Source organism: Streptomyces sp. NPDC002566, assembly GCF_042889585.1.
Lineage (GTDB): Bacteria > Actinomycetota > Actinomycetes > Streptomycetales > Streptomycetaceae > Streptomyces.
In genome coordinates this window covers 241,258-257,092 of the sequence record NZ_JBIARD010000003.1, presented here as the reverse complement: position 1 = coordinate 257,092, position 15,835 = coordinate 241,258, and the positions used below count along the sequence as shown (strand labels likewise).

Sequence of the window (15,835 nt, the reverse complement as noted above, 5' to 3'; positions counted from 1 at the left end):
AGCATACCGGGTCCCTGTCCTTGCCCGCCTCTAGGTAGGCTGCACTAGCAGCAATACCTGCCCGGCCCGCAACAAGGAGCCCCCGTGACCGCCCCCGAGTCGCCCCAGCCCGTAGACGCGCCCGACGACGACAAGTCGCACGTGCCTCCGCTGACGACCCGTGTCGTCATCGCCGAGGACGAGGCCCTGATCCGGCTCGATCTCAAAGAGATGCTGGAGGAAGAGGGCTACAGCGTCGTCGGTGAGGCCGGTGACGGCGAGCAGGCGATCGAGCTGGCCCGTGAGCACCAGCCGGACCTGGTGATCCTGGACGTGAAGATGCCGAAGCTGGACGGCATCTCCGCGGCGGAGAAGATCGCGGAGGAGCGGATCGCGCCGGTGCTGATGCTGACGGCGTTCTCGCAGCGCGATCTGGTGGAGCGGGCGCGGGACGCGGGTGCGATGGCGTATCTGGTGAAGCCGTTCAGCAAGAGCGACGTCGTGCCGGCGATCGAGATGGCGGTGTCGCGGTTCACGGAGTTGAAGGAGCTGGAGAAGGAGATCGCGGATCTCACTCAGCGGCTGGAGACGCGGAAGCTGGTGGACCGTGCGAAGTCGATCCTGCAGACGGAGTACGGGCTGACGGAGCCGGCGGCGTTCCGGTGGATCCAGAAGACGTCGATGGATCGGCGGATGTCGATGCAGCAGGTGGCGGAGGCGGTCATCGAGGACGCGGAGGAGAAGAAGGCGTCCAAGGGCTGAATCGGCTGGCACTGCGGCGAGGCCCGCACCCCGGGTTGGGGGTGCGGGCCTCGCCGTGTGTGCGGGGGAGCGCTGGGTCAGTCCTCGCCGAGGTAGGCCTTGCGGACGGACTCGTCGTGCAGGAGGTCCTGGCCGCTGCCGGAGAGGACGATCTTGCCGACTTCCATGACGTGGCCGTGGTCCGCCAGGGAGAGGGCGGCCTGGGCGTTCTGCTCGATGAGCAGGATCGTCATGCCCTGGGACTTCAGCTCGGCGATGGTCGCCATGATCTTCTGCATCATGATGGGGGAGAGGCCCATCGACGGTTCGTCGAGCATGAGGAGTTTGGGCTGGGACATGAGTGCGCGGCCCATGGCGAGCATCTGCTGTTCGCCGCCGGAGAGGGTGCCCGCGGCCTGCTTCCTGCGTTCGCCCAGGATGGGGAAGAGGTCGTAGGCGCGCTGGATGTCCTTCTCGATGCCGGGTTTGTCGTTGCGGAGGAAGGCGCCGAGGCGGAGGTTGTCCTCGATCGTCATGCGGGGGAAGATGTGCCGTCCCTCGGGGGAGTGGGCGAGTCCCAGGCTGACGATGTTGTGGGCGGGGATCTTCTTCAGCGACTTGCCGTTGAACTTGATCTGGCCGCCGACGGGCTTGAGCAGGCCGGAGAGGGTGCGCAGGGTGGTGGTCTTGCCGGCGCCGTTGGTGCCGATGAGGGTGACGACCTCGCCGGCGTCGACCTTGAAGGAGATGCCCTTGACGGCTTCGATCTTGCCGTAGGCGACTCGGAGGTCTTCGACTTCGAGCAGTGCGGTCATCGGTCGTTCTCCTTGCCGGGCGCGGCGTCCGTCGTTGCGTCGGCGTCGGCGGTGGCTTCGGCGTTGGCTTCGGCGGCTTCGACCTCGGCGACTTCTTCGGCGCCGGGGGCGTTTTCGAAGGGTTCGCCGAGGTAGGCGGCGATGACGCGTTCGTCGCCCTGGACGGTGGTGCTGTCGCCTTCGATGAGTTTCTGTCCTTGGACGAGGACGGCGACGCGGTCGCAGAGGTTGAAGATGAACCGCATGTCGTGCTCGATGACGAGGACGGCGATGCCCTTGTCGCGGATGGCGAAGACGAGTTCCTCGGTGGTCCGCGTCTCCTGGGGGTTCATGCCGGCGGTGGGCTCGTCGAGGAGGAGGAGGCCGGGTTCGCTGGCGAGGGCGCGGGCGATTTCGAGCTTGCGCTGTTCGCCGTAGGGGAGGTTGCGGGCGAGGTGGTCGGCCTTGGCGTCGAGGCCGACGAACTCGAGGAGTTCCATGGCGCGTTCGCGGGAGGCGGCTTCGGCTTTGTGGAAGCCGGGGAGCCTGAGGACGGCTGACCAGAAGCCTTCTTTGGTGCGGGTGTGCCGGCCGACGAGGACGTTCTCGAGGACGGTCATGTTGGCGAACAGGCGGATGTTCTGGAAGGTGCGGGCGATGCCTGCGGCGGTGACCTTGAAGGACTTGGGCGGCAGGACGGTGCCCTTGTAGCGGACTTCGCCTTCGGTGGGGACGTAGAGACCGGTGAGGCAGTTGAAGAAGGTGGTCTTTCCGGCGCCGTTGGGGCCGATCAGGCCGACGATCTCGCCGCTGTTGACGGTGAGGTTCACGTCGCTCACGGCGGTGAGGCCGCCGAAGCGCATGGTCACGCCGCGGGCGTCGAGGACGGTCTGCCCGGTCTGGGTGATGGTGTCGGTGGTCATGGTGGTCAGGCCCCTGCCTTCGTCAGGACGGTGGGCGCTTCCGCCTCCTCGTGGAACTCCAGCTGGCGGCGCCGGTTGGGGATGAGGCCTTCGGGCCGGAAGCGCATCAGCAGGATGAGGGCGACGCCGAAGGCGAAGAGCTGGTAGTCGCCGAGGAACTGGAGCTTGTTGGGGATGAGGTAGAGCAGGGCGGCGCCGATGAGGGGTCCGCTGATGGTGCCCATGCCGCCGAGGACGACTGCGGCGAGCAGGAAGGCGGAGTTGGGGGGGATGGCGCCGGCGAAGAGGTACTGCTCGGGGGTCACGGTGTAGGTGACGTGTGCCTGGACGGTGCCGGCGAGGCCGGCGAGGGAGGCGCCGACGGCGAAGGCGATGAGTTTGACGCGGAAGCCGTTGATGCCCATGGCGAGGGCGGCGGTCTCGTCCTCGCGGATGGCGACCCAGGCGCGGCCGATGCGGGAGTCGCCGCTGCGCCGGAAGACCAGCACCACGATGGCGGTGATGATCAGCATGAGGAAGAAGTAGTTGGCGAAGCGGCCGATGGCGAAGCCGGCGATGTCGTGCTGCTGGCTGAAGTCGAACCCGAGGATGTCGAGGTCGGGGATGGAGGAGACGCCGTTGGAGCCGTTGGTGACGTCGGGTCCGGAGGTGCCGTCGAGGTTGTTGGCGGTGATGCGGAAGATCTCACCGAAGCCGAGGGTCACGATGGCGAGGTAGTCGCCGCGCAGGCGCAGGGTGGGGGCGCCGATGAGGACGCCGAAGACGAGCGAGGCGAGGGCGCCGACGAGGACGGCGGCCCAGAAGGGGAAGTGGACGCCGAAGGGTGAGCTCTGCGATCCGGAGACGAGGGAGGCGGCGTAGGCGCCGACGCCGAGGAAGGCGACGTATCCGAGGTCGAGGAGGCCGGCGAGGCCGACGACGATGTTCAGGCCCAGGGCGACGGTGGCGAAGATGAGGATGTAGACGCCGATGGTGGCGTACTGGTCGTCGGTCTGGGTGAAGGGGAAGAGGGCGGCGGCGACGAACGCGCCGCAGATGGTGATGTTCTGGTGGCGTGCGGTGATCTGGGACGCCTGGGCGACGAGGCCGGACTTGTTGAGTGCGGCGAAGCCGAGGCCGGCGCTGATGAGGAAGCCGATGAAGAGTTCGTCGTACTCGGTGCCGATGCCGTAGGTGAAGACGACGAGGCCGAGGGCGAGGACGCCGACGATGATGAGGATCTCGGCGTAGGAGGGGAGCTTGCCGAGGGGCTTGGCGGTGCCGGACGCGAAGGCGGCCTTGATGTTGTCGCGCTGTTGGCGGGCGTTGTGCTTGAAGAGTTCCCAGCCGGTGTCGTCGGGGTCGATGAGTTCCGGCGCGGGGCGTTCGAAGGGGAGGGCGAGGGCGCCGGTGAGGGCGGCGAGGGTGGCGAGGGCGACGATGAAGCCGCCGGGTTCGAGGTTGACGAGGCCGCCGAGGTCGACGCTGATGGCGAGGACGGTGTACCAGGCGGTGGCGAAGGTGGCGAGGGCGCCGAGTTTGACGGCTGCGTCGGCTCCGGCGGGGGTGAGCCAGCCGAGGCCTCGCACGCCGTAGGAGGAGAGGCAGAGGAGGGTGGTGAGGGCGCCGGTGATGAGGACGAGGACTTGGAGGCCGCCGGGGTAGCCGTAGACGGTGAGGTCGCCGGGGAAGGCGCTGGTCCAGGTCCAGGCGAGGAAGGTGGAGATGACGGCGAGGACGCTGCCGCCGAGGGCGAGGGCTCGTCCGATGTTCTCGGGGAGGGGGACGAGGCCGGTTGCCGTGGCGGGGGTTGCCAGGGTCTGGGGTGCGGTGGTCTGTGTGGTCATCGGTGTCACGCCCTGTCCGCGACGCGCTCGCCGAGCAGGCCTTGTGGCCTGAACAGCAGTACGAGGATGAGGAGTACGAAGGCCCAGACGTCGGCCCAGGACTGGCTGCCGAACTTGTCCATGCCGGGGATGTCGGCGATGTAGGCGGTGGCGAGGGTTTCGGCGACGCCGAGGACGATGCCGCCGATCATGGCGCCGTAGATGTTGCCGATGCCGCCGAGGACGGCTGCGGTGAACGCCTTGAGGCCGAGGATGAAGCCCATGCGGAAGTCGATCTGGCCGTACTTGAGGCCGTAGGCGACGGCTCCGACGGCGGCGAAGGCGGCGCCGAGGGCGAAGGCGAGGACGATGATCCGGTCGGTGTTGACGCCCATGAGCTTGGCGGTGTCCGGGTCCTGGGCGGTGGCCTGCATGCCGCGGCCGGTGCGCGTCTTCATGACGAAGTAGGCGAGGAAGGCCATGCTGACGGGGGCGGCGCAGAGCAGGAAGATGTCGCCGGTCTGGATGGTGACGTCGCCGAGTTCGAAGGGTCCGCCGGGGATTTCGGGGAAGGTGCGGGCGGACTTGGCGTCGGGGTACCAGGCCCACACTGCCTGCTGGAGGGCGAGGGAGAGGCCGATGGCGGTGATGAGCGGGGCGAGGCGGGGTGCGTTGCGCAGGGGGCGGTAGGCGAACCGTTCCGCTCCGACGGCGATGGTGACGGCGACGACGATCGCGCCGACGATCATGAGGGGCAGCGCGAGCCACATGGTGGTGCCGCCGGGAAGCCAGAGCCAGACCGTGAGGGCGCCGAAGGCGCCGGTCATGAAGATCTCGCCGTGGGCGAAGTTGATGAGCTGGACGATGCCATAGACCATTGTGTAGCCGATGGCGACAAGGCCGTACATGGATCCCAGTAGCAGGCCGTTGACCAGCTGCTGCGGCAGTTCGTTCACCGCATGTCCTCCGAGACGGTTCGGATAGTTCGACGGATGTGGCCGGATGTGAGTGCGCGCGGGGCGCCAGTGGAACAGCGCCCCGCGCGGCTCGTGGGTGGGTGCGGGGTGGGCGTCAGCCGGTGAAGGTGCCGGACTTGACGGTCTTCCAGGCGCCGTTCTCGACGGCGTAGACGGTCAGCTGCTTGTTGGTGGCGTCGCCGTACTCGTCGAAGGAGACCTTGCCGGTCACACCGTCGAAGGAGACGTTCTGCATGGCGGCCATGACCTTGGCGCGGGCGTCGCTGGGGAGCTTGCCGCCGTTGTCGTCGACGACCTTCTTGACGGCTTCGATGACGGCCCAGGCGGAGTCGTAGGCGTAGCCGCCGTAGGCGGAGTACTCGTCCTTGTAGCCGGCGGACTTGTAGTCGGCGACGAACTGCTTGGCGGAGGGGAGGTCTTCGACGGGGGCGCCGACGGAGGTGGCGAGGTCGCCGGTGCCGGTGGAGCCGGCGAGCTTGATGAAGGTGTCGTCCTTGATGCCGTCGCCGCCGACGAGCGGGACCTTGGCGCCTGCGGCCTTGATCTGCTTGCTGAGGGGGCCGGCCTGCGGGTATTCGCCGCCGTAGTAGACGACGTCGGCGCCGGACTTCTTCACCTTGGTGGCGACGGCGGCGAAGTCCTTGGTGTCGGGGTTGATGTGCTCGGTGCCGACGACGGTGCCGCCGAGCTTCTTGAACTCGGTGGTGAAGGTGGAGGCGAGGCCGGCGCCGTAGGTCTTCTTGTCGTCGATGACGAAGACCTTGGTCTTCTTGGCGGTGGTGTAGACGTACTGCGCGGCGAACGGGCCCTGGATGGCGTCCGTGGTCGCGGTACGGAAGTAGGACTTGTACTGGCGGGTCTTGCTGGTCTGCCAGTTGGGGCCCTGGGTGAGGGAGGGGCCGGTGTTGGCGGGGGAGACCTCGACGAGGGAGGCGGCCTCGAAGACCTTCTGCATGGATTCGGCGACGCTGGAGTTGAGCGGGCCGACGACGCCGAGGACGCTCTTGTCGGCGACGAACTTGGTGGCGTTCTGCTGTCCGGCGGACGGCTGGGCCTGGTCGTCGAGGGAGTCGACCTTGAAGGTGATTCCCTTGACGTAGCCCTTCTTGTTGGCGGTCTTGGCGGCGAGGTCGGCGGAGTTCTTGATGCCGAGGCCCATGGCGGACAGGTCGCCGGTCAGGGGCGCGTCGACGCCGATGGTGACGGTGGTGCCGCCACTGCCCGAGTCGGTGCCCTTGTCGCCGTCGTCGCCGCGCGAGCCGCACGCGGTGAGGGTGAGTGCTCCCGCAGCCAGCGCGGCGGTGATGGCGATGAACGAACGTTGACGCACGATCCAGTCCTTTCCCTGGCACGGCCCTCCCCCCTGGAAGAGGCCGAGTCGAACGCTCGGTCGGGAAGGGGTTTTCCGACCGTGCGGTGACTGGGCGTGACTCTAAACGGGTGAAGGGAACGTGGAGGAGTGCCTGACCAAGGCTGTGACGCTCTTGTTATGACACGAGGTAATGCAGAGCGGTACTGAGGGGGTGGAAGAGAGGAATTCAGCCTGATTCGCCCTGTCCGCATAGTGAGAAATCGCAGGACGAGCACCGAGGCGTTCAGGCGTCTCGGACGTTTTGGTGATTACCCGAAATCGTTGCTACAGGCGACTTGCAGGACATGGGAGAGGTCTCGCGCATAGCGGGGGCCCAGGATGTAGCTGTGGTCTTCCATTGCGCGCGTATTACGCAGAGTTACGTCGAGGAAAGGCAGACCGGCGTCCTTGGGCACTTTCCCGCATTCGGTCACCCGCATCGTGATGACGATCTTGCGGGCGGAGCCCGGCCCGGTGCGGAAAGGCGTCCGCGGGGCGGAGGTCAGCGTGATTCCGGCGTACGGCTGGGACAGGCGGGTCGTGGTGACCGGCGGCCCGGAGGCCACGCTCAGCAGCACCTCGAAGGCGAAGGAGTGGGAGCGGGCCGTCGGCTGCCCGGAGCGCAGGCCCACGTAGCGGATGTCCACCACCTGCGACGGGGACGGCGGTGGTGGGGTGGGAGGCGGTTGGGGTCCCTCGGGGCGGGTCGCGTAGAGGAGCCCCGCGCCGGTGAGGAGTGCCGCGGTCGCCGCGGCGGCGAGGACGGCCCGTCGGCGGCGGGCGTACAGGCGGGCCGCACGGCCCGGAGGGCGTGCGGGAAGCGCCGTGGAGGTCCCGTCCTCGGCCTCCCGCGCGCGGGTGCCCTCTCCGGGCTCCACGGGGCCTGTGCCGCTCAACTCCACGGCCCTTCGCCGGGTCCGCCCGAGCGGTACCACCGTACGCAGCCCGCGCGGGCCTGACGGTCGATCAACTCGTCCGCCACTCGGGCCCCTTGGCTCCTGCGGGCGGCCCGAGCGGCGTCCACGACCGTGCGCAGGATGTCGTACTGCCCGTTGGACAGCCCCATCGACTGGTAGTCCCCGTACGTGCCGCTGTCCAGCACCTCACGCGACCAGTGGGCGACGATCCGGGCGCACAGCGCCTCGGGAGCCGGCGTGGCGGCCGACGGCGTGCTCCCGGCCGCGGGGTCGCCCGAACCGCCGCAGCCGGCCGTCGACAAGCTCACCGTGAACGCCAGCGCGAGCAGACGCGCCGCCCTCGGCGACAGGGGCCCTCCCGATGCCATGTGCCGACGCTAGGCCGCCCGGCGGCGGCAGGCAACGGCTGCGGACGTGCGAGGCGTCAGCCCTTCGCGCCCGCCGGCACCCCGTCGCCCGGGTTGACGTCCCGCAGGAGGCAGGTCAGACGGGCCGTGCAGACACGGCGGTCCGACTCGTCGGTGATCACGATCTCGTACGTCGCCGTCGAGCGGCCCCGGTGGACGGGCGTGGCCACGCCGGTGACCAGGCCGGAGCGGGCCCCGCGGTGGTGCGTGCAGTTGAGGTCGACGCCCACGGCGATCTTCGAGCTGCCGCCGTGCAGCATCGAGCCGACCGAGCCGAGGGTCTCGGCGAGGACCGCGGAGGCGCCGCCGTGCAGCAGACCGTAGGGCTGGGTGTTGCCCTCGACCGGCATCGTGCCCACGACCCGCTCCGGCGACGCCTCCACGATCTGCACGCCCATGCGCGTACCGAGGTGCCCGGCGGAGAACAGGGCCGTCAGGTCGACGCCGAGCGCCGCGTACTCGTCGAGGACCTCCTGCGGGAACTTCACGTGCTGCTGCTCGCCCATCGCGGACCTGCTCCGTTCGTCGTGACCCGTACGGCAGAACGACTGCCCTACTGGCTGAGCAAACGCTCAGTCGGTCGTCGATTGTTCCAGACGGACCACCACGGACTTGCTGGCCGGTGTGTTGCTGGTGTCGGCGGTGGCGTCCAGCGGCACCAGGACGTTCGTCTCCGGGTAGTACGCCGCCGCACACCCGCGCGACGTCGGATACACCACGACCCGGAAACCGGGCGCCCGCCGCTCCGTGCCGTCCCGCCACTCGCTCACCAGGTCGACGTACGATCCGTCGGCCACCCCGAGCTCCCGCGCGTCCTCGGCGTTGACGAGGACCACCCGGCGTCCGCCTCGGATGCCCCGGTAGCGGTCGTCCAGGCCGTAGATCGTGGTGTTGTACTGGTCGTGCGAGCGCAGCGTCTGCAGCAGCAGCCGGCCCTCGGGCACCCTCGGGTACTCCACCGGCGCGGCCGTGAAGTTGGCCTTGCCGGTGGCCGTGGGGAAGCGGCGCTCGTCGCGCGGGGCGTGCGGGAGGGTGAAGCCGCCGGGACGCGCCACGCGCGCGTTGAAGTCCTCGAAGCCGGGGACCACGCGCGCGATGCGGTCACGGATCGTCGCGTAGTCCTTCTCGAACTCCTCCCACGGCACGCGGCTTTCCTCGCCGAGCACCCTGCGGGCGAGACGGCACACGATCGCCGGCTCCGACAGCAGACGCGCGCTCGCCGGCTCCAGGCGGCCCCGGGAGGCGTGCACCATGCCCATGGAGTCCTCCACGGTCACGAACTGCTCGCCGCCGTCCTGCACATCGCGCTCGGTCCGGCCCAGGGTGGGCAGGATGAGCGCCCGCGCGCCCGTGACCACGTGCGAGCGGTTGAGCTTCGTCGACACGTGCACGGTCAGCCGCGCGCGCCGCATGGCCGCCTCGGTGACCTCCGTGTCGGGGGAGGCGGCGACGAAGTTCCCGCCCATCGCGAAGAACACCTTCGCCTCGCCGTCGCGCAGCGCGCGGATCGCCCGCACCACGTCGAAGCCGTGCGCGCGCGGGGGCGCGAAGCCGAACTCCTTCTCCAGGGCGTCAAGGAACGCCGGCGCCGGACGTTCGAAGATGCCCATGGTGCGGTCGCCCTGCACGTTCGAATGCCCGCGCACCGGGCACACGCCCGCGCCCGGGCGGCCGATGTTGCCGCGCAGGAGCAGGAAGTTGACCACCTCGCGGATCGTGGGCACGGAGTGCTTGTGCTGGGTCAGGCCCATTGCCCAGCACACGATGGTGCGCTGGGAGGCGAGGACCATCCGCAGGGCGCTCTCGATCTCCGCGCGCGTGAGTCCCGTCGCGGCGAGCGTCTCGTCCCAGTCGGCGGCGCGGGCGGCCTCGGCGAACTCCTCGAAGCCGTGGGTGTGCTCCCGGACGAACGCGTCGTCCACAGCGCCTTCCGCCTCCAGGATCAGCTTGTTGAGCAGGCGGAAGAGGGCCTGGTCGCCGCCGATGCGGATCTGCAGGAACAGGTCGTTGAGCGCGGCGCCGGCGGTGAGGCCCTTGGCGGTCTGCGGGTTCTTGAAGCGCTCCATGCCCGCCTCGGGCAGCGGATTGACGCTGATGATCTTCGCGCCGTTCGCCTTGGCCCGCTCCAGGGCGGAGAGCATGCGCGGATGGTTGGTGCCCGGGTTCTGGCCGGCCACGATGATCAGGTCCGCCCGGTGGAGGTCCTCCAGCAGGACACTGCCCTTGCCGACGCCGATCGTCTCCGACAGGGCCGAGCCCGACGACTCGTGGCACATGTTGGAGCAGTCCGGCAGGTTGTTCGTGCCCAGCTCGCGCGCGAACAGCTGGTACAGGAACGCGGCCTCGTTGCTGGTGCGGCCGGAGGTGTAGAAGACGGCCTCGTCGGGGGAGGCGAGGGCGGACATCTCCTCCGCGACGATGTCGAAGGCGCGCTCCCAGCTGACCGGCTCGTAGCGCTCGCCGCCCTCCGGCAGGTACATGGGGTGCGTCAGCCGCCCCTGCTGGCCGAGCCAGTAGCCGCTGCGGGCGGCCAGGTCGGCCACCGGGTGCGCGGCGAAGAACTCCGGGGTGACCCGCCGCAGCGTCGCCTCCTCGGCCACCGCCTTCGCGCCGTTCTCGCAGAACTCCGCGGCGTGCCGGTGCTCCGGCTCCGGCCAGGCGCAGCCCGGGCAGTCGAAGCCGTCCTTCTGGTTGACGCGCAGCAGCGTCAGCGCGGTGCGCCGCACGCCCATCTGCCGCTGGGCGATCCGCAGCGAGTGCCCGACCGCCGGCAGGCCCGCCGCCGCGTGCTTCGGCTCGGCGACCTGCGGCGCGTCCTGAACCGGATCGGCCTTGGGCGGCTTCGTTGCCATCGCGCGCTCCCCTTCGCTGGCACGGGTCTCTTCCGGCAGCGATCCTCGCACGCCGCACTGACAGCGAGAGGACGGTGAGGGAGGAGGGCGGAGCCGGGTGTCAGTGGGGCGTGGCAGGATCGGGGGCGTGGCAGAGACAGCAGCGAAGAAGACCGAGACCAACGCCGGCGGCGACCGGCCCCGCCTGATGCTCATGGACGGGCACTCGCTGGCCTACCGCGCGTTCTTCGCGTTGCCCGCGGAGAACTTCACCACCGCGACGGGCCAGCCGACGAACGCGATCTACGGCTTCGCGTCGATGCTGGCGAACACCCTGCGTGACGAGGCGCCGACGCACTTCGCGGTCGCCTTCGACGTGTCCCGCAAGACATGGCGCTCCGAGGAGTTCACCGAGTACAAGGCGAACCGCTCCAAGACCCCCGACGAGTTCAAGGGCCAGGTCGAGCTGATCGGCGAGCTGCTCGACGCGATGCACGTCTCGCGGTTCGCGATCGACGGCTTCGAGGCCGACGACGTCATCGCCACGCTCGCCACCCGCGCCGAGGCCGACGGCTTCGAGGTGCTCATCGTCACCGGCGACCGCGACTCCTTCCAGCTGGTCAGCGAGCACACCACGGTGCTCTACCCGACGAAGGGCGTCTCGGAGCTGACGAGGTTCACCCCGGAGAAGGTCGTCGAGAAGTACGGGTTGACGCCCGCGCAGTACCCGGACTTCGCGGCCCTGCGCGGCGACCCGTCCGACAACCTGCCCGGCATCCCCGGGGTCGGCGAGAAGACCGCCGCGAAGTGGATCAACCAGTTCGGTTCGTTCGCCGAGCTGGTCGAGCGCGTCGACGAGGTCAAGGGCAAGGCCGGGCAGAACCTGCGCGACCACCTGGAGTCCGTCAAGCTCAACCGCCGCCTCACCGAGCTGGAGCGGAACGTGGAGCTGCCCAAGGAGGTCGCCGACCTCGCGCGCGCCCCGTACGACCGTACGGCCGTCGCGCTCGTCCTGGACACCCTGGAGATCCGCAACCCCTCGCTGCGCGAGCGGCTCCTCGCCGTCGACCCCGGCGGCCAGGAGGCCGAGGTGAGCCCGGTCGTCGCCGCCGGCGTCGACCTGGACGGCACCGTCCTCGGCACCGGCGAGCTCGCCGGCTGGCTCGCCGAGCACGGTGACGGCCCGCTGGGCGTCGCCACCGTCGACACCTGGGCGCTGGGCACCGGCTCGGTCGCCGAGGTCGCCCTCGCCGCGGCCGGCGGAGCCGCGGCCTGGTTCGACCCGTCCGAGCTGGACGAGGCCGACGACCGCGCGTGGGCGGCCTGGCTGGCCGCCGAGGACCGCCCCAAGGTCCTGCACGACGCCAAGGGCGCCATGCGGGTCTTCGCCGAGCACGGCTGGAGCGTCGCCGGCGTCTCCATGGACACCGCCCTGGCCGCCTACCTCGTCAAGCCGGGCCGCCGCTCCTTCGACCTGGACGCGCTCTCCCTGGAGTACCTGCACCGGGAGCTGGCCCCCGCCGCCACCGCCGACGGGCAGCTCGCCTTCGGCGCGGACGACGGCGCCGAGGCGGAGGCGCTGATGGTGCAGGCCCGCGCGATCCTCGACCTCGGAGAGGCGTTCCGGGGCCGACTGGAGGAGGTCGGCGCCGCGGACCTGCTGCGCGACATGGAGCTGCCCACGTCCGCCCTCCTCGCCCGGATGGAGCGGCACGGCATCGCCGCCGACCGGTCCCACCTGGAGGCCATGGAGCAGATGTTCGCCGGCGCCGTCCAGCAGGCGGTGAAGGAGGCGCACGCGGCGGCGGGGCACGAGTTCAACCTGGGCTCGCCCAAGCAGCTCCAGGAAGTCCTCTTCGGCGAGCTGGCCCTGCCCAAGACGAAGAAGACGAAGACCGGCTACACCACGGACGCCGACGCGCTGGCCTGGCTGGCGACGCAGACCGACAACGAACTGCCGGTCATCATGCTCCGCCACCGCGAGCAGGCGAAGCTCCGCGTCACCGTCGAGGGCCTGATCAAGACGATCGCCGCCGACGGCCGCATCCACACCACCTTCAACCAGACCGTCGCCGCGACCGGCCGTCTGTCGTCGACCGACCCCAACCTGCAGAACATCCCCGTCCGCACCGACGAGGGCCGTGCGATCCGCCGCGGCTTCGTCGTCGGCGAGGGCTTCGAGTCCCTGATGACGGCGGACTACAGCCAGATCGAACTGCGCGTGATGGCCCACCTCTCCGAGGACGAGGGCCTGATCGAGGCGTTCACCTCGGGCGAGGACCTCCACACCACGGCGGCCTCCCAGGTCTTCGGCGTCGAGCAGTCGGCGGTGGACGCGGAGATGCGCCGCAAGATCAAGGCGATGTCGTACGGGCTCGCGTACGGGCTGTCGGCGTTCGGGCTGTCCCAGCAGCTCAACATCGAGGCGGCGGAGGCCCGCGCCCTGATGGACGCCTACTTCGAGCGCTTCGGCGGGGTACGGGACTATCTGCGCCGGGCGGTCGACGAGGCGCGGGCCACCGGCTACACGGCGACCCTCTTCGGCCGCCGCCGCTACCTCCCCGACCTCAACAGCGACAACCGCCAGCGGCGTGAGGCGGCCGAGCGGATGGCGCTCAACGCCCCCATCCAGGGCACCGCCGCGGACATCGTCAAGATCGCCATGCTGAAGGTGGACGGCGCGCTGCGTCGGGCCGGCCTGACGTCCCGGATGCTGCTCCAGGTCCACGACGAAATCGTCCTGGAGATCGCACCCGGCGAGCGCGCGGCGGTCGAGGAACTGGTCCGCCGCGAGATGTCCACGGCGGTCCGCCTCCGGGCCCCCTTGGACGTCTCGGTGGGATCGGGCCACGACTGGGAGTCGGCGGCCCACTGAGCACCGGCGCGCGGTGCTCCTTGCGGGGTGGGGGAGCCCCACCCCGCGCCAGCGGACGGCACGGTGGACGTAGGGGGGCGACGGACGCCGCCCCCCTGCGTCCTGCGTCCTCCGTCACCGTCGGCAGGCCCGGTGTGCTGCCGAGGAGCCTCACCCGGCCGGCCCCCGTCAGAACGCCCTCGGGACGCCGGGCCGTCAGGATGCCGCCATGGGTATACGCATGCTTCACCGCCGGACGGCCCCCGCACGCGTGCACGCCATGGCCGCCGCGAAGCCGCAGGTCGGCCCCGGGGCGAGGCCCTGGGGACGACGACCGCTCCCCGCCCTCGCACCCGGCGCGGCCCGTCCCCGTGTCCCCGTCGCCCTGGCCGCCGAGATGGCCTCCGTGGCCGTACGACTGGGCCGCCGCGGGCTCGGCCTGCTGGCCCGTTTCAGCCCACGGCGACGGCTGCGGGTCGACGTGATCCGCGGCTACCTCGCTCTCGCCCTCGGCGCCCTGAGCGCGCTGTGCGGACGCCTCAGGCCCCGCACGGCCCGCCGCCTCACGATCTTCATCGTGGACCTGCCCCCGAGCCACACCCCTCTCGGCCACAGCTGACCGGCCGTCCCCCTTTAAAGCCGGTCCCCGTGCCGGGCGGCGACGACTGCCGCGCCTGGGCCTCGTGCCGGTCGGCCGCACCCGCCGAGCGTCGTCGCCATGGCCCCCGCGCGGTGGTCCGGCACCGGGCAACCGCGTCTCCGTCGCCGGGCATCCGCCTCGCGGGCCCCGCCCCCGTGCTTCGGCCCGTGCCGGGCGGCGGCGTCTGCCGCGCCTGGGCCTCGTGCGGTCGGCCGCACCCGCCGAGCGTCGTCGCCATGGCCCCCGCGCGGTGGTCCGGCACCGGGCAGTCGCGTCTCCGTCGCCGGGCATCCGTCTCGCGGGCCCCGCCCCCGTGCTTCGGCCCGTGCCGGGCGGCGGCGTCTGCCGCGCCTGGGCCTCGTGCCGGTCGGCCGCGCCCGCCGCGCATCGTCGTCGTTCCCCCGCGCGTGCCGGGCAGTCGCGTCTCAGGTTCCCCGGCATCCCCTGAGCAGGCGCCTCCCTTGCCTGGCCACCGCCTGGCCCCGCGGGCCCCGCCCCCGTGCTCCGGCCCCCGCGCCGGGCGGGCGTCCCTCCGGCCCGCGCATCCGGCCCCCGCCCCCCGGCCCCCGTTCGCCCGTCCCGCCGACGAGCCGAGCGCTCAGCGGACGCCGACTCCCTCGCGGTGCCGTGTCGGTTCCTGAGGTGCTGGGCGGCGTAGGCGGACCAGGACGGCGTAGGCGAGGACGCCCAGGAACAGGCCCGCGCCCGTGCCGAAGCAGACGGTCGGGATGATCTCGTACGGTTCGGCCCGGGGCCGCCAGTACTCCCACCAGCGCGTCGCCCGCCGCACCGCCGCCACGACCGCGCAGCCGCCGATCAGGGCCGCCGCCCACCAGCGGTCCCGCGTGGACAGCACGGGTACGCCGCGCGGCTCGCCGGGCGGTGTCCGGCGCAGGGCCAACGTCAGGAACGCGGCGATCGCCACCGCGGCGACCGCGGAACCGCCGTACTGCAGGTACCAGTACAGCGGCGAGCCCGCCACCGTCTCGCCCAGCACCGGGAACAACCGCATGCCCCACCGGTCGAGATGGGTGAACGCGTCCCACACCACGTGCGTCAGGGAACCGAGCACCGCCGACGCGTACCACCGCAGCAGGACGGCCGGTGCGACCCGCGCGCGGGGCGCGCCGCAGCGCGTCAGGGCGGCCGTGCGGCCCTGGCGGGCCCGGGGCAGCAGCGCCACGAGGGGCTCGCGCACCAGCAGCCACAGCGCCACCAGCGCCCAGGACACGACCACGTCGACGGTGAACACGCCAAGGAAGGAGTGGGTGACGTCCCCGAACTCCATCGCGCCGTCCAGGACGCTCGCCGCGTAATAGGTCATGTCGGGGGCGAAGGAGCCCGCCACGAGGACGGCCGGCACCAGCGGGCCGCGCCCGCTCCCGTCGATGCGCACGACGGGCAGCACGGCTGCCGCATGACTCAACGTGAACGGCAACCCGGCTCCCCGTGAAGGTCGTTGCCGGACCGGCCGGCCAGAAGTGCGACGCTGCGATCAGTATGCGGGAAGCCTCCGACAACCCACGCGGGCGTGAGCACTCGGTGAATGGAGGGTTCGAACGGGTGCCGGTGCAAAAGAAGTTGTCGTAGGGTCACCTGGTCGCCTCGACTGGAGC

Annotated in this window: 13 protein-coding genes; 3 read left to right on the top strand and 10 right to left on the bottom strand. The window is 70.8% G+C overall.

Annotated features, from left to right (window positions below):
* The first annotated feature begins 84 nt into the window (after nucleotides 1-84).
* On the top strand, nucleotides 85-741 hold the full coding sequence (locus ACFYXA_RS13940; RefSeq protein WP_130437293.1) for an ANTAR domain-containing response regulator: 657 nt from the start codon (nucleotides 85-87) through the stop codon (nucleotides 739-741).
* A 77-nt stretch (nucleotides 742-818) separates the two neighbouring features.
* Here the strand turns inward: ACFYXA_RS13940 and ACFYXA_RS13935 are convergent, their stop codons facing one another.
* The 9 genes from ACFYXA_RS13935 to ACFYXA_RS13895 form a co-directional block, all read right to left on the bottom strand.
* Nucleotides 819-1,535: an ABC transporter ATP-binding protein gene (locus ACFYXA_RS13935; RefSeq protein WP_130437294.1), complete on the bottom strand. Its 717-nt coding sequence runs from the start codon at nucleotides 1,533-1,535 to the stop codon at nucleotides 819-821.
* Nucleotides 1,532-2,437: an ABC transporter ATP-binding protein gene (locus ACFYXA_RS13930; RefSeq protein ID WP_352246237.1), complete on the bottom strand. Its 906-nt coding sequence runs from the start codon at nucleotides 2,435-2,437 to the stop codon at nucleotides 1,532-1,534. The genes ACFYXA_RS13935 and ACFYXA_RS13930 overlap by 4 nt, the downstream gene beginning before the upstream one ends.
* A 5-nt stretch (nucleotides 2,438-2,442) precedes the next feature.
* Nucleotides 2,443-4,263, bottom strand: a complete 1,821-nt coding sequence (locus ACFYXA_RS13925) for a branched-chain amino acid ABC transporter permease (protein ID WP_352246236.1) — start codon at nucleotides 4,261-4,263, stop codon at nucleotides 2,443-2,445.
* A gap of 5 nt (nucleotides 4,264-4,268) precedes the next feature.
* The gene (locus ACFYXA_RS13920) at nucleotides 4,269-5,198 is read right to left on the bottom strand and encodes a branched-chain amino acid ABC transporter permease (protein WP_351093053.1); all 930 of its coding nucleotides are present in this window, start codon (nucleotides 5,196-5,198) and stop codon (nucleotides 4,269-4,271) included.
* A gap of 115 nt (nucleotides 5,199-5,313) precedes the next feature.
* Nucleotides 5,314-6,549 (bottom strand): branched-chain amino acid ABC transporter substrate-binding protein, encoded by a 1,236-nt coding sequence (locus ACFYXA_RS13915; protein ID WP_352246235.1) that lies wholly within the window; start codon nucleotides 6,547-6,549, stop codon nucleotides 5,314-5,316.
* 290 nt (nucleotides 6,550-6,839) lie between these two features.
* The gene (locus ACFYXA_RS13910) at nucleotides 6,840-7,466 is read right to left on the bottom strand and encodes a Tat pathway signal sequence domain protein (protein ID WP_389032195.1); all 627 of its coding nucleotides are present in this window, start codon (nucleotides 7,464-7,466) and stop codon (nucleotides 6,840-6,842) included.
* Nucleotides 7,463-7,855: a hypothetical protein gene (locus ACFYXA_RS13905; RefSeq protein WP_389032192.1), complete on the bottom strand. Its 393-nt coding sequence runs from the start codon at nucleotides 7,853-7,855 to the stop codon at nucleotides 7,463-7,465. The genes ACFYXA_RS13910 and ACFYXA_RS13905 overlap by 4 nt, the downstream gene beginning before the upstream one ends.
* A 56-nt stretch (nucleotides 7,856-7,911) precedes the next feature.
* Nucleotides 7,912-8,400 (bottom strand): PaaI family thioesterase, encoded by a 489-nt coding sequence (locus ACFYXA_RS13900; RefSeq protein ID WP_130437300.1) that lies wholly within the window; start codon nucleotides 8,398-8,400, stop codon nucleotides 7,912-7,914.
* Nucleotides 8,401-8,466: 66 nt separating this feature from the next.
* Complete coding sequence (locus ACFYXA_RS13895) at nucleotides 8,467-10,746, bottom strand: FdhF/YdeP family oxidoreductase (RefSeq protein WP_389032189.1); 2,280 nt, start codon at nucleotides 10,744-10,746, stop codon at nucleotides 8,467-8,469.
* Nucleotides 10,747-10,873: 127 nt separating this feature from the next.
* Between ACFYXA_RS13895 and polA the strand changes: the two genes are divergently transcribed.
* The gene (polA, locus tag ACFYXA_RS13890; protein ID WP_389032186.1) at nucleotides 10,874-13,600 is read left to right on the top strand and encodes a DNA polymerase I; all 2,727 of its coding nucleotides are present in this window, start codon (nucleotides 10,874-10,876) and stop codon (nucleotides 13,598-13,600) included.
* 208 nt (nucleotides 13,601-13,808) lie between these two features.
* Complete coding sequence (locus ACFYXA_RS13885) at nucleotides 13,809-14,198, top strand: hypothetical protein (protein ID WP_389032183.1); 390 nt, start codon at nucleotides 13,809-13,811, stop codon at nucleotides 14,196-14,198.
* 619 nt (nucleotides 14,199-14,817) lie between these two features.
* Here the strand turns inward: ACFYXA_RS13885 and ACFYXA_RS13880 are convergent.
* On the bottom strand, nucleotides 14,818-15,657 hold the full coding sequence (locus ACFYXA_RS13880) for a DUF4184 family protein (RefSeq protein ID WP_389032180.1): 840 nt from the start codon (nucleotides 15,655-15,657) through the stop codon (nucleotides 14,818-14,820).
* Between the last annotated feature and the right edge of the window lie 178 nt (nucleotides 15,658-15,835).

Coding starts and splice junctions, on each gene's coding strand:
- ACFYXA_RS13885 (WP_389032183.1), top strand. CDS start 13,809: ATGGGTATACGCATGCTTCACCGCCGGACGGCCCCCGCACGCGTGCAC.
- ACFYXA_RS13935 (WP_130437294.1), bottom strand. CDS start 1,535: ATGACCGCACTGCTCGAAGTCGAAGACCTCCGAGTCGCCTACGGCAAG.
- ACFYXA_RS13905 (WP_389032192.1), bottom strand. CDS start 7,855: ATGGCATCGGGAGGGCCCCTGTCGCCGAGGGCGGCGCGTCTGCTCGCG.
- ACFYXA_RS13900 (WP_130437300.1), bottom strand. CDS start 8,400: ATGGGCGAGCAGCAGCACGTGAAGTTCCCGCAGGAGGTCCTCGACGAG.
- ACFYXA_RS13930 (WP_352246237.1), bottom strand. CDS start 2,437: ATGACCACCGACACCATCACCCAGACCGGGCAGACCGTCCTCGACGCC.
- ACFYXA_RS13925 (WP_352246236.1), bottom strand. CDS start 4,263: ATGACCACACAGACCACCGCACCCCAGACCCTGGCAACCCCCGCCACG.
- ACFYXA_RS13895 (WP_389032189.1), bottom strand. CDS start 10,746: ATGGCAACGAAGCCGCCCAAGGCCGATCCGGTTCAGGACGCGCCGCAG.